The 17,937-nt window shown below is 35.9% G+C and carries 31 protein-coding genes; 4 read left to right on the top strand and 27 right to left on the bottom strand.

The genetic code is table 11. The features are described 5' to 3' along the window. Positions 1 to 2: 2 nt before the first annotated feature. From ACSYSW_RS04875 to ACSYSW_RS04940, 14 genes are all read right to left on the bottom strand, one after another. A complete protein-coding gene (locus ACSYSW_RS04875) occupies positions 3 to 1,514 on the bottom strand; it encodes a DUF3383 domain-containing protein (RefSeq protein WP_491704424.1) in 1,512 nt (503 codons plus the stop codon). Further along, positions 1,511 to 2,008 (bottom strand): phage neck terminator protein, encoded by a 498-nt coding sequence (locus ACSYSW_RS04880; RefSeq protein WP_491704423.1) that lies wholly within the window; start codon positions 2,006 to 2,008, stop codon positions 1,511 to 1,513. The genes ACSYSW_RS04875 and ACSYSW_RS04880 overlap by 4 nt, the downstream gene beginning before the upstream one ends. After that, complete coding sequence (locus ACSYSW_RS04885; RefSeq protein ID WP_491704422.1) at positions 1,932 to 2,258, bottom strand: hypothetical protein; 327 nt, start codon at positions 2,256 to 2,258, stop codon at positions 1,932 to 1,934. Before ACSYSW_RS04885 ends, ACSYSW_RS04880 begins: the two co-directional genes overlap by 77 nt. Beyond that, a complete protein-coding gene (locus ACSYSW_RS04890) occupies positions 2,255 to 2,728 on the bottom strand; it encodes a hypothetical protein (protein ID WP_491704421.1) in 474 nt (157 codons plus the stop codon). The genes ACSYSW_RS04885 and ACSYSW_RS04890 overlap by 4 nt, the downstream gene beginning before the upstream one ends. Further along, positions 2,725 to 3,102 (bottom strand): DUF4054 domain-containing protein, encoded by a 378-nt coding sequence (locus ACSYSW_RS04895; protein ID WP_491704420.1) that lies wholly within the window; start codon positions 3,100 to 3,102, stop codon positions 2,725 to 2,727. Before ACSYSW_RS04895 ends, ACSYSW_RS04890 begins: the two co-directional genes overlap by 4 nt. A gap of 14 nt (positions 3,103 to 3,116) precedes the next feature. Then, a complete protein-coding gene (locus ACSYSW_RS04900; protein WP_491704419.1) occupies positions 3,117 to 4,073 on the bottom strand; it encodes a major capsid family protein in 957 nt (318 codons plus the stop codon). After that, complete coding sequence (locus ACSYSW_RS04905) at positions 4,073 to 4,573, bottom strand: gp53 minor capsid family protein (RefSeq protein ID WP_491704418.1); 501 nt, start codon at positions 4,571 to 4,573, stop codon at positions 4,073 to 4,075. The genes ACSYSW_RS04900 and ACSYSW_RS04905 overlap by 1 nt, the downstream gene beginning before the upstream one ends. Before the next feature lies 1 nt (position 4,574). Next, the gene (locus ACSYSW_RS04910) at positions 4,575 to 5,693 is read right to left on the bottom strand and encodes a DUF2213 domain-containing protein (protein WP_491704417.1); all 1,119 of its coding nucleotides are present in this window, start codon (positions 5,691 to 5,693) and stop codon (positions 4,575 to 4,577) included. A 39-nt stretch (positions 5,694 to 5,732) separates the two neighbouring features. After that, positions 5,733 to 6,602, bottom strand: coding sequence for a phage head morphogenesis protein (locus ACSYSW_RS04915; protein ID WP_491704416.1), 870 nt, complete (start codon positions 6,600 to 6,602; stop codon positions 5,733 to 5,735). Beyond that, the gene (locus ACSYSW_RS04920) at positions 6,577 to 7,836 is read right to left on the bottom strand and encodes a phage portal protein (RefSeq protein ID WP_491704415.1); all 1,260 of its coding nucleotides are present in this window, start codon (positions 7,834 to 7,836) and stop codon (positions 6,577 to 6,579) included. Before ACSYSW_RS04920 ends, ACSYSW_RS04915 begins: the two co-directional genes overlap by 26 nt. Then, on the bottom strand, positions 7,833 to 9,257 hold the full coding sequence (terL, locus tag ACSYSW_RS04925; RefSeq protein WP_491704414.1) for a phage terminase large subunit: 1,425 nt from the start codon (positions 9,255 to 9,257) through the stop codon (positions 7,833 to 7,835). Before terL ends, ACSYSW_RS04920 begins: the two co-directional genes overlap by 4 nt. Beyond that, positions 9,181 to 9,642, bottom strand: a complete 462-nt coding sequence (locus tag ACSYSW_RS04930; RefSeq protein ID WP_491706158.1) for a DNA-packaging protein — start codon at positions 9,640 to 9,642, stop codon at positions 9,181 to 9,183. Before ACSYSW_RS04930 ends, terL begins: the two co-directional genes overlap by 77 nt. Before the next feature lie 9 nt (positions 9,643 to 9,651). Continuing rightward, positions 9,652 to 9,780 carry a hypothetical protein gene (locus tag ACSYSW_RS04935; protein WP_491704412.1) on the bottom strand — a complete coding sequence of 43 codons (129 nt, stop codon included), beginning with the start codon at positions 9,778 to 9,780 and terminating at the stop codon, positions 9,652 to 9,654. Between the two features lie 153 nt (positions 9,781 to 9,933). Beyond that, a complete protein-coding gene (locus tag ACSYSW_RS04940; RefSeq protein WP_491706159.1) occupies positions 9,934 to 10,284 on the bottom strand; it encodes a phage antirepressor N-terminal domain-containing protein in 351 nt (116 codons plus the stop codon). A gap of 1 nt (position 10,285) precedes the next feature. Here ACSYSW_RS04940 and ACSYSW_RS04945 point away from each other — a divergent pair, with 1 nt between their 5' ends. Then, positions 10,286 to 10,411 (top strand): hypothetical protein, encoded by a 126-nt coding sequence (locus ACSYSW_RS04945; protein ID WP_491706160.1) that lies wholly within the window; start codon positions 10,286 to 10,288, stop codon positions 10,409 to 10,411. Positions 10,412 to 10,524: 113 nt separating this feature from the next. Here the strand turns inward: ACSYSW_RS04945 and ACSYSW_RS04950 are convergent, their stop codons facing one another. The 3 genes from ACSYSW_RS04950 to ACSYSW_RS04960 are packed head-to-tail and all read right to left on the bottom strand — an operon-like array spanning position 10,525 to position 11,664. Beyond that, entirely contained in the window at positions 10,525 to 11,004 is a 480-nt protein-coding gene (locus ACSYSW_RS04950; protein WP_491706161.1) for a lysis system i-spanin subunit Rz, read from the bottom strand. Between the two features lie 2 nt (positions 11,005 to 11,006). Further along, a complete protein-coding gene (locus ACSYSW_RS04955; RefSeq protein WP_491704409.1) occupies positions 11,007 to 11,345 on the bottom strand; it encodes a M15 family metallopeptidase in 339 nt (112 codons plus the stop codon). Position 11,346: 1 nt separating this feature from the next. Further along, positions 11,347 to 11,664: a phage holin, lambda family gene (locus ACSYSW_RS04960; protein WP_491704408.1), complete on the bottom strand. Its 318-nt coding sequence runs from the start codon at positions 11,662 to 11,664 to the stop codon at positions 11,347 to 11,349. A 108-nt stretch (positions 11,665 to 11,772) separates the two neighbouring features. Here ACSYSW_RS04960 and ACSYSW_RS04965 point away from each other — a divergent pair, with 108 nt between their 5' ends. Genes ACSYSW_RS04965 through ACSYSW_RS04975 form a run of 3 tightly spaced genes read left to right on the top strand, consistent with a single transcriptional unit; the run spans position 11,773 to position 12,887 of the window. Next, the gene (locus tag ACSYSW_RS04965; protein WP_491704407.1) at positions 11,773 to 11,946 is read left to right on the top strand and encodes a type II toxin-antitoxin system HicA family toxin; all 174 of its coding nucleotides are present in this window, start codon (positions 11,773 to 11,775) and stop codon (positions 11,944 to 11,946) included. Positions 11,947 to 11,987: 41 nt separating this feature from the next. Then, on the top strand, positions 11,988 to 12,401 hold the full coding sequence (locus ACSYSW_RS04970) for a type II toxin-antitoxin system HicB family antitoxin (protein WP_491706089.1): 414 nt from the start codon (positions 11,988 to 11,990) through the stop codon (positions 12,399 to 12,401). 39 nt (positions 12,402 to 12,440) lie between these two features. Next, positions 12,441 to 12,887: a type II toxin-antitoxin system HicB family antitoxin gene (locus ACSYSW_RS04975; protein WP_491704406.1), complete on the top strand. Its 447-nt coding sequence runs from the start codon at positions 12,441 to 12,443 to the stop codon at positions 12,885 to 12,887. 191 nt (positions 12,888 to 13,078) lie between these two features. On the opposite strand, the gene ACSYSW_RS04980 is transcribed toward ACSYSW_RS04975, so the two are convergent. From ACSYSW_RS04980 to ACSYSW_RS05025, 10 genes are all read right to left on the bottom strand, one after another. Next, the gene (locus tag ACSYSW_RS04980; RefSeq protein WP_491704405.1) at positions 13,079 to 13,870 is read right to left on the bottom strand and encodes a P22AR C-terminal domain-containing protein; all 792 of its coding nucleotides are present in this window, start codon (positions 13,868 to 13,870) and stop codon (positions 13,079 to 13,081) included. Positions 13,871 to 14,129: 259 nt separating this feature from the next. After that, entirely contained in the window at positions 14,130 to 14,483 is a 354-nt protein-coding gene (locus ACSYSW_RS04985) for an antiterminator Q family protein (RefSeq protein WP_491704404.1), read from the bottom strand. Next, positions 14,470 to 14,841, bottom strand: coding sequence for a RusA family crossover junction endodeoxyribonuclease (locus ACSYSW_RS04990; RefSeq protein WP_491704403.1), 372 nt, complete (start codon positions 14,839 to 14,841; stop codon positions 14,470 to 14,472). The genes ACSYSW_RS04985 and ACSYSW_RS04990 overlap by 14 nt, the downstream gene beginning before the upstream one ends. Then, positions 14,838 to 15,116 carry a Ref family recombination enhancement nuclease gene (locus ACSYSW_RS04995; RefSeq protein WP_491704402.1) on the bottom strand — a complete coding sequence of 93 codons (279 nt, stop codon included), beginning with the start codon at positions 15,114 to 15,116 and terminating at the stop codon, positions 14,838 to 14,840. The genes ACSYSW_RS04990 and ACSYSW_RS04995 overlap by 4 nt, the downstream gene beginning before the upstream one ends. A gap of 18 nt (positions 15,117 to 15,134) precedes the next feature. Continuing rightward, positions 15,135 to 15,323 carry a hypothetical protein gene (locus ACSYSW_RS05000; RefSeq protein ID WP_491704401.1) on the bottom strand — a complete coding sequence of 63 codons (189 nt, stop codon included), beginning with the start codon at positions 15,321 to 15,323 and terminating at the stop codon, positions 15,135 to 15,137. Next, positions 15,302 to 15,766, bottom strand: coding sequence for a recombination protein NinB (locus ACSYSW_RS05005; protein WP_491704400.1), 465 nt, complete (start codon positions 15,764 to 15,766; stop codon positions 15,302 to 15,304). The genes ACSYSW_RS05000 and ACSYSW_RS05005 overlap by 22 nt, the downstream gene beginning before the upstream one ends. A 51-nt stretch (positions 15,767 to 15,817) precedes the next feature. Then, positions 15,818 to 16,210, bottom strand: a complete 393-nt coding sequence (locus ACSYSW_RS05010) for a hypothetical protein (RefSeq protein WP_491704399.1) — start codon at positions 16,208 to 16,210, stop codon at positions 15,818 to 15,820. A gap of 2 nt (positions 16,211 to 16,212) precedes the next feature. Next, on the bottom strand, positions 16,213 to 16,398 hold the full coding sequence (locus tag ACSYSW_RS05015) for a DUF1187 family protein (protein ID WP_491704398.1): 186 nt from the start codon (positions 16,396 to 16,398) through the stop codon (positions 16,213 to 16,215). Continuing rightward, positions 16,386 to 17,099, bottom strand: coding sequence for a replication protein P (locus ACSYSW_RS05020; RefSeq protein ID WP_491704397.1), 714 nt, complete (start codon positions 17,097 to 17,099; stop codon positions 16,386 to 16,388). Before ACSYSW_RS05020 ends, ACSYSW_RS05015 begins: the two co-directional genes overlap by 13 nt. After that, complete coding sequence (locus tag ACSYSW_RS05025; RefSeq protein ID WP_491704396.1) at positions 17,099 to 17,833, bottom strand: replication protein; 735 nt, start codon at positions 17,831 to 17,833, stop codon at positions 17,099 to 17,101. The genes ACSYSW_RS05020 and ACSYSW_RS05025 overlap by 1 nt, the downstream gene beginning before the upstream one ends. Positions 17,834 to 17,937: the final 104 nt, after the last annotated feature.

Raw genomic sequence — 17,937 nt, forward strand, 5'->3', positions numbered from 1 at the left:
CCTTATCGATTAAATTGAACAATAATATCGACGCTATGACCTGCTCCGGCAAGTTTTAACGCGCAGTTAATAGGCATCATTTTGCGCGCCTCTCTATCAGCGATGTCTTGTGTGTCAAATGAATCAGAATAAAAATAGTAACCGTTAACTTGATCGCCATATGACAGATTGCCTAAGTCGCCTAATGTCCATTTACCCACACCTAAGAAACCATTATTGATAAATTGCTCACCAATCACTTTTATTGAGCTAATTAAAATTTCCTGTCCGCGGTCAGTCTGGGGTATTTTGGTTGGACAACCTTGTAGGGTATTAAAGGCTTGTACCTGTACTGCATTAATAAATGCGTCTAAGCCGGTTGTTTCATCAATAAATGTGCCGCCAATCATTACCCCTTCAGCTAGCATATTAACGCCTGCATAATCCGTGTAATAATTGATGCCTAATCTGCGACACTTTGTCGCCTCATTCACTGTAATTTTATCGTCGGAGGTAACACTCACTTCTTGCTTAAATTTAACCGTTTTTGCCGTATTTACCCCGGTCCATATAGTCGTTAAGGCGATACCCATTAATTCGGCGGCTGCATGTGCATTGCCTTTATTGTTATATTGCACCATTAAACGACCACTATTACGTTTAAATAGTGTTTTAAGTACGTTTGTATCCACATATTCAATATTCGCGGCTCTTGTTTCAGTGAACGCCATGACTTTAGCATTCTCGCTTCCTTGAGCCACAACCCAATCATGGGCTTCGATTAACTCAACATCTGTGATTGTGTTAGCAAAATAAACCCCGTACCAATTTTGGTCTTGGTTTTGTAACTGACTTAGGGCTTCAGTCGGTGTTTCTTTGCTATACGTTGTAGCATCATCACCCTTAATTAATGTTCCTTTACCATCAATTAAGTTAAGCATGCTGCCAATGTAAGTACCCTCTAATTCACTGTTAAACACATAACCAAAATTATCGCCTTTACCTTCTTTGTTTGACATTAAAATAAAACGGCTACCAACCTCATCATAAATAAATGTAACGCTAACATCTGTTAGTTTATTATTAATAATCGTTGCGACATCATTCATCGTTGAAACGCTAGAAAAATTTAGCTCTTTAATATCTACTTTCACATCACCAAAATAAAATGATAAATAGCCATCTGTAATCGTTTTAAATTGAATGTAAGAAACCGACAACACTGAGCCATTTATTTTTGCATTAATTGCCGGTGTAGTAAGTTCATCCTGTCTGTATTTTGCAATAAGTGCCGTTTTTGGTTTTGGTCTTGCCGAAAATAATGCTGCCGCTGCGCGATAAACATCGGTATTTGTGCCAAATAACGCGGCGACGCTATTAATATCTGAAACAACAATATATCTTGTATCAGAATTCATAAATTCATCGCACATTTCATTTGTGAAAATAGCAACAACGCTTAGATCGCGTTTTTGGGCACCTTTGGGGGATTGTTGCATTGTGACATCTACAACTTGACTAATTGGTAAACTCATTTAATAGCCTCTAATTTAAATTCCACGTTATCGCCTCGTATAACGTCTACTTTAACGATTGGATTAATTGAAAAAATAAGATCGACCTGAGCTCGCTGCTCTTTTCCAGCGGCGATGGTCATTGGTAAACTGCGGATTTGTGAACATCTTAAATATCCCATTTGTAACCGTTTTAATCGTTGCCAAACTGGGGTTAATTTCATTGACTCAGTTAATTTACATAAAATATCGTAGGCGTTGATACCGTAAGCGTTCACCGATAAAGTGACCTCTTTTAATGTTGATGCTGTTTCAATCTCATTTTCACCGTTGTATCGAATTTCAGTGCCAATGTCGGATTGATAGGAATTAAACACGGTAATAAATTCGCTTAGGGATGAAATATCTTGCATATTATTTGCATCAAATATGATTGACTCAGGTAACGTTAAAACCTCGGCTATCATGCGCCTGACTTCCATCATATCGAGTCGCGAGACAGTCGTAATAACCATAATCACTCCATATTGCATTTGAAATTATTTTAAATCGCATATTATGATGATAAAAAAGCATCCCATTCGTTAATTCCGTTTTGGAAAATATCCGCACAGTCGGATTAAATCGGTCACCTTCTGGTAATATCTGCAAATCATCATTACTGGCTGGTTGGATAACACAGGTAATTAAACCTAATTCATCAAATTTAATTTTTGTTGCAAAGAAGGGATCACGTAAAAATGTTGAAATAAATTCACGCTTCATTTTTCTCTAATCTCATAAGTTATTGATGCCTCAAGTTGCCCTGAATCAATAAGTGGTTTATTGGATTTTTTCCTTTTAATAGTATTTTTTGTGTTTGGTGTAAATTCGCCATCAATGATTTTATCAACGATTTTATCCCGAAAATATACGCCAACTGTGGCTAACGGATCCTGTGCAGATTTGTCGCCTTTCAAATATTCTGAGATTTTAATCTTTGCCAATCCCGTAATATTTTCGTTCTCTTCTGTCGCCGTTGATCGCATAAAAGACCGTTCGGGAATATTTTTATCCGGACAGCCAAATTCGTGGATCATCCCAAGCTCAGCATTTGTTATTTCGGTGTTATTTTTTTCCGAACTTTCACGAGCAGGGTTATCACTAGGAATACCGACCACTAATTCAAACTTACTTAGCTGTTCAGTGCGTTTAACAATTTCTTTTATGCGTTTTACAATGTTAAGTTCATTCATCCAACAACTCCTATAGGCGTAATAAGCCGTCGTAATCGTAAATATTCCTGACCGTAGGATGTGGACGTTAGATCATAATCGCTAGGATTTCCTAACGAAGTATTTTGTGATGTATAACCAATTGATAAATCACCGGCTGATTTGTTTGATACTGATTTGAAATTTTCGCCTTTATTGAAAATAATATTATTGTCTAAATCCCGATTTAAAAAACCCTTGACCGCCAATCGATGCGCTGTATAAGCAAAAAGCCCGATGTTATATAATTTACCCCAAGCTTTTTTATTCATAATCAGCGCGCTACTTTCTAAAAAATGATTGATTGTGCTATCATCGACTAAATTAAACTCAGGGTATTCATCGCGAAATTGCATAAATACCCCCTTTGTTAGCATTTATAGTCTACATACTGGGCAGATTTCGGCTCTTTCCACATAACCCCGGTAAATGCCGAACGGTAACCACTTTGATATGACAATAAATCTTTTCTCATAGTCTCTAATAACTCAGGCATGTGGACCTTCATTTCGAGATAATCTTCATCATGAGAATAAATCGCTAATCGAGATTTCCCTTTTGTGATTTGTTTAGCATATAGAGCAGGAATTTTAACAAATGTAATATTAAAACTTTCATTTTTTGAGGCTTTACGTAATGCAGCCATTACGCGATCCATCGCGGCTATCGGTAATAAATCAGTGCCTACAATGGTTTGATTAGTATCAAATTTTTGCATAGCCGCCATAAAGTCCGCTGCATCCATTGCAAGATGAGTTGGCTGAATAGAATAGTTAGAGCGAGACCAAACTTCATCATAAGCATTTAGAATCATTGTGACAAATTCTTCTGATGTCATCTCTTTTATTGTTTTATCTGATTGCTCTTTATAAACATTGATATTTTTACCCGTCAATAATCCTTCTTGACCCGGTTTTTGCACATGTCCGACATAACCAGCATACTGGATTGTTGTCAGTGCGTTAGCATAAAGATCGTTTTGTTTTTTTGTTGGTAAATTAATACCCAATTTCTGCGCTTTCTCAATTTCTTGTTGAGTGTACACAAGACCTTTTGCCCATTGAACAACGGGTGATTTTTTTGCTTCAATTGTGCTATCAATGGTTTCAAGGGAAGTGGTTTGAATGCCAATGACCCCATTTTTTACCGAGCCACGAACTTCTGTTACGCCAAACTCAAATTCTTCGATAGCAAAATCAAGTCCTTCAGTAATGGGCACAGCTTCGCCAATATTGATTTCGGGTAATTCTTTTTCTTGTAGCTGTTTATCACGCTCTAATAATTCCTCAGTGATAACATCACTGTAATCTACATTTTCATAAGCCATTATGCCTTAGCTCCTTTTGTTACATTTTTTACTGATTGCACATATCCTAACGTTATTGCCGCGCAGTTGTTCCCATTACTGACACGTTCAACCCAATAACCCAAATCGATATTACCCTCTGAGACATTTGTAATTTTTCCTGCATCTTCACCAGTGGCAATAATGTAAACTTTGTCACCGCGTTTTAATTCGATATCGTTTATTGCTAACGCTACAACTGAATCGCCATAAGAAAAATGGCCAATATTAATTTGACGATTACTTGGATGTTCATCACCGTAAATGTCTCGTACAATAATGCCGTGGATTAAATCATTTGTTGATTCAAGTGGCTTAATCCCACCATCTGCATTAACAGCGACAAATGTCCCACATAATAAATTTTTCCCTGTTAAATTTTCCTCACCCCAAACCTTGCTTTCTGAGCTAGATACACGGTAAATAGCCCCAGGTTTCATTGTTCCATTATCAGAATCCCACTGTGTAAAACTGTAACCCATGTTATTTACCTCCTAATCGTGCGCTAGCCGTTTTAATTTTGTTGTTGCTATCATTTAATAAACTAGAAACAACTTTATTTTTCTTTGCGCTTGTCGCCACAAGCCCAGCATAAGCCGCTCTCAGCTCTGCATCGGTTAATTTAGCGGCTTGTTCCTTCGAATAAATACCGGCATCAACAAGTACCTTGATGCGGACCTCATTTCCCGATTTTGCATCGGTCAAATTTACTTTCGGGAATCGTGATTTTGCATCATTCATAACCGAGCCTTTGTCTTTTTCATTTTCAAGCTCCTCAACGCGTGCTTTATATTCGTCACGCTCTTTTTTGACCTCTTCCAACTCAGCCGTCAATGAAACTATTTGTGCATCTTTTTCATCTTCTGGCTCATTGTCAGTTGAAGAGGGCAGCTTAGCCTTTAGTTCATCGATTTGTTTTTGAAGCTCTTCAGCTTTCGCCCTTGATTCTTCATCGTCTTTTTCTTGCACTTGTGCAAGCTGAGCTAATAACTCGTCAATTTGCTTATTAATTTCATCTTTCGATAATTCACCTTCTGCATCATTGAGCTTTTTACGAAAAGCATCAATTAATGCGGTTACCCCTTTTTTTTTCATCAATGGTTTTCCTCTACTGTCTGTTAATAATCTACAATCCGAGCCAGCACGACCTTCCACAACAATCGCAATATGATTAGCTCGTATGTTTATGTGATAAAACTTCCCACTTTCTTCTTGAATATCTACACGCTCATAACCGACGGATAATTCGCGAATATCTTTATCTTTCAATAATTCAATCGCTAATGCGTCTTGAATATAGGCATCACAGATGATGTAATTTCCTTCAATTCTAACGTTTTGGATATGTCCGACTGCTTTATCTTTCCAGTCTTTTGCATCAACGGATTTTTTATCAGGGTGTGTTATTGTGATTGGCAAACCTTCAAATGATTTAATGGTTTCAGGCTTGCTTAATTCATCAATCGTTCGATAAACCTCTACTAATTGATTTGACTTGCTACCGGTTAATCCAATTTCATGTCCGTAATACGTTAAAATGCTGCCTTTTGTTAGCCTTGCCTTTGTTTTTAAATATCCTTGTGACGTTATTTCCCAAGTCATAAAATCCCCTATATTTTCTTTAGGCGTAAATAATCCTACTTAATTAAAAGCATTCATTTTTGTTAATGATAAAAATCTGATGCGAGTATTAGCTAGACAACGACATTGGTAATCCTCCCCCGGATTTCCGATATAAGCGCCTATAGATGATCGTTTTTTCCATGTTATACCATCATCGTCTGAGTAGACGGTTGGATCTGAATATTTGCAAAGCATTCCATTTAGGACAGTATGAGAAGCTCGTTGCCGCTCATCACAAGTCCCTCTCCAAACATATTCATCAAAACCTAGTTTAATGTTGCGCTCTTTTTCAAAATTGGCATTAATTTTTGCGGTTTGATCTCTCGCGATTAATTTAGCTCGAGAATATGAAACATTACCTCGCTCGCGTATCTCGTTAATTAATTCGCTATGCCTAAAGCCTTGTTTAAAATTAGTAAAAACATTTGATCCAATATCATTAATGAAGTCATTTTTGATAGAGGTGATTAATTCAACATTTTTATTAATAGCTGATGCTAATGTGTCACTTAATTGCTCATTATTAATGATGTTACCAATATCAATATTAAACGCCTTACTAAAGTTGCGTTTATACTGTTCTTTATTTTGATAATGCACTTTACTAACAAAGCGTGTAGCAAGCTTTTTTGCGTTTTCTTCAATTTGATCGCTTGCAATTGAGGCTAAAACAGCAATTAATGAGTTAGTATAATCATCTTCACTAATAGCGACCGCATCAACGAGATTTTTTTTGCTGAGCGCATCCGTTAATTTGTTAACCATCGCTCGAATATAATCAGCTAACGCATTACGATAATAAACCTCAGCGCGTTTGCTCGGTGTTGTGGGTGCTAATACTCTATCGCGTCCCTTTAGAATATTAGCTAACTTCAAAGAGGTTACCATCTTTTAAATCTTCTTCGGTTGTATTGACGAGAAACTTACGCGCAATGAGTTCTGTTTGTGCAACCTTATCCGATAGAATTTGCGCTGTTACTAAAGAAGAAAAACCACTGGCAAATTGACTAAATCTAGTGGCTTCTTTATCTTCATTGACAATTTTTATCGATGGGTATTGGTATGTTAAATTGTGATTTGGCATCATTTTGTCAAGAATGAATCTATCTATAAATTCTTGTAGTGGTCTTAGCCTGCTTTCTTGTAATGCGTTTATTGTGCCGTGATAAGATTCGAGGTCTTCTTCACCCGTTGAAAAACCACTAGCAGATAAACCAAATAAAACTGTAATTGGTCTATCTAGTGCCCCCGCAGTCACTGTGATTAATTTTGTTAAAATATCTGACAGTCCGCTGTAGGTTGCTGTTTTTTGCTCCCATCGTCCCTGAGCCTCGCTATTACCCGCATCTAGCACAATGGCATTCATCGATGACTTAGTATGATTAATCAGATCAATAAATTTTTTGATTTCATTCTCTTTGCCTGCTGCTATCTTTGCTATCAGATCGGGAACAAACAGGACATCAACATTACTATCTTGGATAATATCCCCAATGCAGGTAATAGTCGTATCAAATAAACGAATAATATTATATTTATTCTGTATATCTGATGTGCCATACGCTTTTTTGTCGGTTAATCGACTCTTGCCTAGTTTTAACCTGTGACAGCGTGAATGGTGTATTTTTTGATTTTTACCAATTATGTAATAAATAGGCTTACCAAAATTTGCCGATCTTAAATCATCTTCGATATTATTATCGGGTGTGTACTCACCTTTTGTTAATACGATAAATCGCTGTATGTCTTCAAAATCAGAGTAGGGCTCTGACATGTTTTCTTCATCCGTTATGGCAATAATTAAACTATCGCCATAAAGCGCACCAAATGACAAAAACTGATCTTTGATCCACTGTAACCCTAAATCATTTTCTTTATTGATAACGAGTTTAAGTAATTCCTCATCATAATCACCTTTAAACGTTCGTGGTAATTTCAACATGTCTTCTGAGGTTTTATTGATATATTTACCGGTTAACCATGAATCATCATACATTGCTAATAGCTGTTTATCGGCTATTTTTTTACCGGTATATCTAACAGAATTATTTTTACCGCCGAGTGATGTAAATAAGCTTTCCATCGAATCATTAATAAAAGTTTCTGGTTTTTTAATTGTCATAGTACATCCCATAGTGAGGTTTTACTTTTCCCATATAAATCCCTTAATGCCTGAGTCATACTATCTACAACATCATCATGAGAACCGACAGGAAACGTTGTTATTTCTTTCACTGCCTCAGTTATCCAAGGAGCAATGTCTTTATGTGGCAACCATATATTTCCTGCCTCCCACTCGGGTGTAACAGAGTGAGCGCGAGCAACTTTACTGCCATCTGGCTCTACAGGTATAAGCCCAGATATTGAGTTTTTTAGAGCGTCAATGACCGCAGGTCCATTTGCTTTATCTTCAACAAGCTTTCTTCTACCTTCAGGATAATCATTTGCCATTTTTACAACCGCTTTTTTAGTTGCTGTAAAAGCCATTCTTTCGCGATGTTGGTGTAGCAGATATGAATTAGCCCCTTTTTTACCCCACACTTGACCAACAACAAAATCCGTCCCATCGGTATCTTTAAATGTCATATCCCAACTGTGTATCACTTTATCGAATGTTTTCGGTAAGTCTTTTGGTAAATAATATTGAATCCATTCATCTTTAAAAATTACACCACCAAGGGTTTTTGGCGATTGCTGATACATAGCAGACCAAAAATAATCACCCAGTATCTCTTTTGTTTCTTGTAGCTTGTCGATTGGGTGTAACTCAGGAACAAGAGCATGGCCGTTTTCATCAATGGCTGGGAATTGCAAGACTCTTGATTTTTTATTCTTATCAATTACCCTTCCTGACAAATCATCAGTAGCCCAACGGGTAGCCATAATGATTTCGCCGCTTGATTTTGATAGTCGCGTTTTAAATGTAGAGACATACCAGTTCCATATACCCGTTTTTGTTGTAGGGCTCAAAGCTTCTTGAGCGTTTTTTATTGGGTCGTCAATAATACCTAAATCAACTTTCTTTCCCGTTAATGGTCCACCCACGCCTTGACTAATGTAAGCACCTTTCCGACCGACAATCTCAAACGTTTCAGAGTTCCGTTTAGCCTCAACCTCTACAGTAACCACACGTTTTTCGTTAAGGCATGATTTGGGGAATAAAATCTTATATTCATCACTCATCATGATATGTTGAACATCGCGGTTCATGTCACTAGCGAGGTCTTTACCATAAGATAGCCCGGCTATACGCAAGTCTGGGTATAATCCAAATATATAAGCTGGAAGATAACGAGAAACAATATCTGATTTACCGTGCTGTGGAGGCGCTCCTAAAATTAATACAGGACGCTTACCTAAAACCATATCGATAATAAACTGATCTAAGGATGAACATACAGTTTTTGAAAAATGGCTCACAATGTAATCGGGGTTTATAAAGCAAATAAATGACTGTAGGTCACTTCTAGCCCTCCGTCTTTTCATTAGTTCTATTGCTGCTTCTTGTTGACTGACCTGCGATAATGCTTGCGAGTTGCTCATCTGTTAAGTCCGCTGCTGTTATACTTTTTGGTGACATACTGCCATCTGATGATTGATGATCTATCTCTTGCTTTTCACTATAACCATGGTTAGCAAGCATTAGCTTTGTAATTATGGCGTTGAAAGAATTCGTTAACCCACCATTTACTAGTTTATTTTCTTGTAACGTTTTTATTGCTTCTAACGTGTCGGAAAATTCTTTATTTTGCTTTGAATATTCATACATTGATGACTTATGCTTACCAAGATAACAAGCTAATCCTGCAACACTAGGAACTACATCGCCAAATGTTTCGTAACCCCCAAGTAGATATTCCTTAGCTTTACTTAAACTTTCAGCTAATTCACTTGGGCGACCTACTTTTTTCTTTTCCCTTTTTGCCATATTCATTCCTTATGTTGGTAACTGATTAACGCGTAGTCCTGTACTAATCAATTCGTAATTAAATTTAAGTTGATATTTATCTTCCCACGCTTGAATGCGTGACTTGATATTCTTTTTAGCTGCTTTCCTTATATTCATTACTTTTCCTTTTAGAGATGAACCCTAGTCGCAAAGAAAATAGCCCACAACAGGAAAGTAATAACCTAACTATTTCCTATAGGGTTCATTTCTAACTGGGTTGTGTTTGTTAAAATTGCCTTGCGACAGGCATAAAAAAACCGCACTAGGCGGCTATACTGTTAATTGTAATTGTGATTTATTCATGAGTGAGTCGAGCTTATTCTCAATATTTGGTTTTATACGTTTCCAGTTAGATAGGATCCGACCTGCTTGGCTAGCTCCCTCTTTTTCATATTGAAACTCAAAAAGTAGTTTGTTTATTTCTTTCATGAAGTCAAATCGCTCTTTTGTCCAATATTGGTACAAAACGTTATAACATTCTCGTTTGTATTTAATTAGCTTGTCTTTTAATTCTGGTTTTATTTTCTTGGTACTAACACCAAACAGCCAACCATTTAGCATTGATAACGGTAAATAAACAACTTCACGTTTTTGTATATCACCATCTAGCTGCGTCTTCATTATGAAGACGGAGGTTTTAATTACTTCATCTCGCATGATAGGCAGCTTTTCACTTTCACACCGTCGTGCTATTCATGTGAGTTGGAATGTCTTTAAAAATACTGGACCACTTCTTGTTAATAAGTGACTTGCAATAGGCATAAAAAAACCGCAATTAAGCGGTTCGAGGATAAATATGCAGTTATTTTTTATATAACCGCGGAAAAATTTAGACTTTATGCAATCAAAACGATTAAATATTCATTTCATACACATGAACTCACTGCCATTTTTTGGCGCAATCACATCACAATAATAATGTTGCCATCCTTCAATCATGGCTTTGTTGTAAGTGATGGCGTCTGAGAGACGGTAATAATCTTGTTCAGAAGATTTTGCAAGTCGTAAGGCTCTGTTAGCAATAGTGCTGGTGGTGGTGTTATCTCGCATGACTGAATCGACTTTGACGCGCAATTCGACAAGACCATTATTAACAGCATCGCGTAAATTATTCGTTTTAGCTTGCCCATCTTTTAATGCCTCAATAATATTTTTCTCTAAATTCTTAACAAGGTGATTGTCTTCTTTGTAGCGATTGAATTCGTTTTCTACCTTACTTACTGCCGCTAATGCCTGCTGTTCACCTTTATAGCATTGGTACGCTAAATAAAAAGCAAACAAAGTCAGAAAGAGGCAAAAGACTGGTGAAATCTTGTAAAGCGTTTTTAATTTTTCAATCATGATTACTTAACACCTTCATGCTCAAGCGAAAAATGATTACCATCAGGTTTAGTAAAACGACCGCCCCATGTTCCACCTAAGCTTTCCCAATATTCGCCAAGGGTTCGATAAGCCTCGGTTGAGGTTTGATAAACACCTTTAATAAATAAATTAAAATCGACTGCTAGCCGCAGAGTGTGCAAACTGTTTTTAATTCCTTTTCCTGTTTTAGCGTTTAACTCCGCTTGTTCAGGTGTCCTGTAAGCTTCGCCATACGTTAATTGATATCCTTTCGAATCTGCAAATACGATTAATTTTGCCGTCATTACCGTAAATAGTGCTTGTTTTTCGGAGAGTTTCATTTTAGTCATTGTCCTTATTGTTACAATTACCTGTTTTTTTGTTAATGATTGAGTTAGATATTTGCCTTAATTTGTCAACACCAATAAAGCCAATCACACCGCCAAGAAAAGGGTTAAAACTCACCGGCAAACCAAAGTAATCAAGTCCACTACTTGCCGCTAGCGAAAGCGCACCACAAAGTAATGCTTCGACCCATTTACGGCGGCCACCCACACCGTCATACGTTAAACGACCATAGGCGATTAGGAAAGACAGGATAACCCCATAAATTAACGGGGCATTATCCTGTAACCAATTTAAAATTGTTGTTTTGTACATTTTGATAGTCTTCTTTTGAAAAAAATTAACATTTTTGTTTATTTTAATGTAGACAAAGTAAACATTTTTGTTTATTATTATCTTATCTTAAAACAACACGGATAAATAATGAAACAAAGTGAGTTTTTAAGATGGTTAGTTGCTCAAGGCGTTGAAGTAAAACAAGGAAGTAATCACTTGAAACTTTATTACAACGGAAAACAATCAACCATGCCAAGACATCCAAGTAAGGAGTTAAAAAACGGCACAATGATTGCAATCAAAAAGCAACTAAATCTCTAATTAAAGCCCTCGTAAGGGGGCTTGTTTTGAATGAGGTTAATATGTTTTATCCAGCAAAATTAGATAAAGAAGATAGCGGTTATACCGTAACATTTAGAGATATTCCTGAAGCAATTACTTGTGGTGATGACTTGCAAGATGCATTAAAAATGGCTCAGGATGCATTAATAACAAGTATGGATTTTTATTTTGAAGATCATCGTAAAGTACCATTACCAAGCAAAGCCAAACGTGGTGAACATTTAATTGAATTACCAACAAGTATTTTTGCTAAAGTGTTACTACTTAATGAAATGATCGAACAAAATATGTCAAATGTTGAACTTGCAAAACGTATTAATGTAAAACCACAAGAGTTACAGCGTATTGTTAATTTAAATCATACAACAAAAATCGATACAATTAGTAAAGCGTTATCTGCTTTAGGTAAACATCTTGAATTAAGTATTGCCTAAAGTTTCAACCTAACTCTATTGACATCCTTGGCGGCCATTATGTTTTTTACTCTTGGAATTGAATCCCCGAAAAATGATAATGAAGCTTATGGAATTATTATTCCAGCTTTATGCAATAACGAATATAGCTGTTTTTCTGCTGCTGATAGCGAAGAAGATATCCCATCAATGGCAACAGAAGCTATTTTATTAACTATTCAAGATATGATTGAATCCGGTAAATACGACATTAGGGATATTCATAATCATCATATTTCATACCAAAATAACAAAGAATATGATCACTGTGATATATGGCTCATTATTGATGTTGATGTATCGAAATTTAGAGGCAAACAAAAACGAATCAATATAACATTGTCCGATGTGCTTATTGATAGAATCGATAATGCTGTTAAAACAAATCACTCAATCTATAAAGATAGAAGTAATTTTTTAGCAGAAGCTGCGATTAATGAGTTATCTTCAATCAATAGAGCCTCTTAACTGAGGCTTTATTTTGCCAATAAAAAAGCCCGCATTTGCGAGCTTCTATATTTTATGCGTTAAAACCGCATATTAGGCACATTATCCGTATAAACGTTTATACAGTCAAGTGTTTTAATGGATTATTTATAAATACCTTAATAACTAAATTGCTAAGAAAAAAGGGCGATTAAGCCCTTTAGGTGAGATTGTTAGTGATGTCTAATAATAGGCAATACATGATGCCATTTATCTGCGATGGTTTTCGTTGTAATATGCGCGGTTTCTCGCTCAATGATTAACTTAGCATTATTTAACGTTCGTTTGTATTCAAGTGCCATTGAGTAGAATGCCCCTTTAAAACCTGAGTCGATGATTCGTAATGCCGGCTCTATTAATTCAATTTGATTCCGCATTATATCTGCAGCTTTATACAGCCATGCCAAATCGTACCATTCTTCCTCGCTTAATCCTTGTTTTAAATTTATTCCACCTAAAAATTTGATGGCTTCCTCAAATTTATTTGATGGTAAATCTTGATAGCGGGGGATTTTAAAATGTTCGTATAATTTGTGGTATACAGATTGATAGTGTTCGCCAGTTCTATATGCCCGCTCATTAACCGCTTGTTTGATTTGCTGTTGTTGTTCAAGTGATATTGTTTCTGTAATTCCAATTTCTTTATCTGCTAAATCAAGTAACCATTTTCTTACTTCTCTTGCTATTTCTGTATTAGCAAACATTGCAATTAAATGAGCACCACGGAGGGAAAAAATACGGACTGTTTTTTCCCGTAAACTATTGTTTATGCCATTGGTGGTCATTTTGACTACCATTGTCATTTTATTAGTAAATTCATCGGAATTACGATTATAAAGTCTTGTAACTGATTTAGAATCTGCATACCGTAATAAATTAGATAAATCGTTTGAAGTAATCCAAATTTGATTATTTTGTTTAATTGATTGAATGGTAGTGTTATGAAAAGATAATTGATTAGTCATTATTTGTACCTTCAGTGTAATTTAAAATTATCACCACCAACACGCCAATATTGGGCGGTGAACTAAGCAAGGTTGGCGTACTGGTCACTAAAGGCAAACCCAGCGAGCTTTTCAGCTCCCTTACCCAGTCCACCATAGACTAGGTACAAAAAAACCGCTTTCGCAGTTCATCTGCCAATAATGAAATCAGGACGCCAATCCCGACGCTAGATTTTGCTAACGTATTTTCACTATACAATTTAATTCTATTCATTGTCAACTAGGCTACTTTTGAAAACAATTCAATAATATGACCACGAACGAAACACTCAGCAGCCAGTAATACTTTCGTTAACTCTGAGGTTTGTTTTCCTATAGTTCTTGCCTGTTTGCTACAAGACATATTTTCTAAATAAAAAGAAGTTAAAACTATCCAATATTCCATATTATCAGCCTTTAGTTTTAGTACTGCTTTATCAACAATTTCCGCCTCTTCTTCGGTCAAATATTGTCTAAAATCAAAATCACGAAAAGCACCATTAATGCCAGCTGACTTAGATGGATATTCTGTTCCAATTCGTTTTAATATCCTTGTGTTTTTCCACGCCGTTAAAATGTCTTTAGTCTCTCTCATTACTCCCTCCATCTAACTCACTAATCAAAATATCAATCTTTCCACCCTTGATCACGTCTTTACGCTCACTATGGATGATATCTATCTGATCATCATCCAACATCACACCACCGTGCACTAGCGCGTCAAAAAGAGCTTTATTAATATTGTCTAAATCGCGTTTTCGTCTATCAGGCATATAGGCACTAATATCTACTTTAAGTCGACTCGTTAGCTTTTTATTTGCTTTATTCGCCAAAATGATGGCTATAACATTTTGCCGAAATAATTCACCAGCCGGTTTAATGAATCGCCGTTTGCCAGACGTACCCCAATAATGATTTACTGTTGGTGGATAAGGTAACGTGAGCTTAATCATGCAATAGCCTTATACATGCGACCAAGCGTTTCATTAAGTAAATCTAGCTCTGTCTTTTTAAGGATTTTTAAATATGTTTTATCGCCATGGATACCCAACGCGCCTTGATGGCAATCGAAACAAAGTGGAATAGTTAAATAATCACCCGCACGCTGCGCGAGTCCTTGACCTTCTCTAATATGGTGGAGACAAGTGCGTCCACTTTGTCTTTGTCCAAGCAACTCACAACAAATACACGGCATTGCTGCTAATATTTCCGCATGTTTTTTATTCATCTTTTATTGCCTTACCCGTTAATTCCAACCATGTTTAAATTTAATTCCATTCGCGTAAAACTTACCGCATGAGCCTTTAACTTCGCCATTTACGCCGACTAATGGACGGTCACACACAAATAAATCTTTATCAAGGTTATATAAACATTCAGCGCCACATTCAGGGCACTTAAATGATGACTTTTTTAACCTATGCTTTTTTGACATCTCGCCACCTTCGATAATTGGTCCTTATATTGTTCAGCTAATTTGATTGCCTCTTGAGCTTCATAGCTAAAGTTGACACCATTTTCAGCGCCAAATTGCTCAGCGCAAGTTATAACGTCCGCGAACTCACGTTTATTCATTTTGCGAGTCGATAACCCCATGAATACAAGTCCACCCTGTAACCCCTTTACACATTTCTGTCCGTGTAAATTAGCGGTTATCAGATGTTTCCATTCTTCACTTGTCAGCGTCTCACCACTCCATTGGACCTGTTTAGCAATATCATTTAGAACGCTCCACATCATTCGATTTTGTGCTAAAGAGCGTTTGTCTTCATCAATAACAATTCGTAACGGATGAGTGTTATCAATCGGCAATTGTCTAATAAAATTAATTGCATTATCGCGAATTGATTCATGAACTAATCGGTAGTTTTTAATCATTAATTATTACCTCCCAAAACAAATAACTTTTTTAATTAAACTTAGCCATTTCTATTGATAAATTTCTTTTATTCTTTCCTCAGTTTTCTTTTCTTCGTCCCGATAATGAGGAAATAAAATTAAGTTATCAAATCGATATTGAGTACGAATAGAAGGTCTAAATTGATATTCGTTTTCAATAAAAATTCTATTTTTGTAAAATTCTTCCATTGAAGCGCTATTGGGTGCATAATATTCTAAGCAATGACTTCCATAAGGATAATTAGCTATCCAAATACCGTATATATTTTCCTTATGCTTTAAATAAACAACATATTCACTACTTTCTAGAACCTTAAAATCATCTAAAATTTCATTCAGTTTTAAATCCCATTCCTTATTAAATGAATTTAGATCTAGTTTTAGTAATAGAAAACGACGAATAAAATAAAAAAAATATTTCATTATTAATTAACCTCTACACATTCAAAATCACTTAGCTTTATGGGGTAATCTTTATGACCCCAACTATCTTTTTTTCTGCCACTTAGCTTTAATAAACACTGCTCAAGTGTTAATGCTTGCTTACAAAAATGAGTCCAACTAATGGGGGGCTGTCCGACTTTATTGATGCTTGCTGTTATTTTATACATTGTTTAATTTCTCCTTTTGTTCCTTTGCTATTCTGTTTTTCTTTATCTAGCCCATACTTCTTTTTTATTTCGCTAATCTTAAAAAGACTTTGTTCACGCGTTAAAGGTTTACCCTTTATGGTTTTAGGTAGTGTTTTCTTTGGTATCGGTATAACGTAGCCATTCATCATTTTTTTTGCTAAATCTAAAATTAATTTATTAGCTCGCTCAATAAGTTTTTGGGCTCCTAAATTCTCGTCATACATTGCCCGATATAAATCGGTAACTAGCCAATAATTTGCATCGCTACCAAAATCAAATTCATAAAAATCATCTAGTCCACGCCGACTTAAATACTCATGCAATTTAGCCTCTAAATCACACGCAGACGGCAAATTATATTGTTGCCTTAGCCCTTCTGTGCACCACTCGATAAAAAGCCCGACAGGTGGTAAAAATGGCTTAGTTTGTTTTCTGGCTATGTGCAAACCAGCCTTTAACATTTCTGGATTTATTTTGTTTTCAATGAATGCAATAACCCATTGTTGTTTTATGGTTTTTAATTCTTCATCACTGACACCAGCTAGCATGGCAGGAAAGATACCGCGTAATTCTTTAAATAAATCATTAACAATCTGCACCCCATTCGATACGCTTTGGCTCTTTTGTTCGACGGTATGTTTATTCATGACCGTTGGCAAAATGTCAGTAATATTTTTCATCACAAACGCCCTATTAATTCATCTGCCCAGCTTGTGTCATCTAAATCAATTTTTGGTTTCACCGCCAGTTGTGTTCGATTATTAACTAGCTCATCCTCCCATCGCCGATTGTTTAAGTATGTCGTCGGATGCAATTTATCGAATCCAAATTGATTTATTACTACTCTGTTTTTGATGTCATTAGCGATCATGAATGCAAATTCATCGATATTTTTTGTTTTATTTGCAGCTTTCCAATTTTTGTATGCGGCTTCAAAAGATTTTAACGCTTTCGATTTGTTCACTTTGACTAAACCTGCATTCCAAAAAAGAGCAAACGCACTATTAATATTATTTTGTATAGTTGTTTTTATATTGTCTTTTGTGTGTTCAGATTCTGAACTAGTCACTAGTTCATTTTCTTTACTAGTGCGGTTCAGATTCTGAACTAGTTCGGATTCTGAACTAGTTGAGTTTTTTAACCAGTAAATACTTATATTTCTATGCCCTTTTTTGCTTTCAATTAAGCCTTTTTCTTCAAGCGATTTACAGCAATTCACCACAACACTACGGCTTAATTTTGTTAATAATTCGAATTGAGATAAAGAAATCGCATCCTCTATCTTTTGCCATCCTTTAGTTTTTCTAACGATTATTAGATAACACTTAAGCTCATTACCGCTTAGCTCGGCTATCATTTCATCCACAAGCGCATTAGGAACTTGAAATGAATTAGGTATAAATTTATTATCCATTTAATAATCCCTATTTTTTGTGCAAATATTAATTAACTTTTTAAATATTGATATCATTTGGTTTTATATCCTTGTTTAGCCACTAATTACGGTTAGTGGTTTTT

Source organism: Gilliamella sp. ESL1225 (assembly GCF_058502635.1).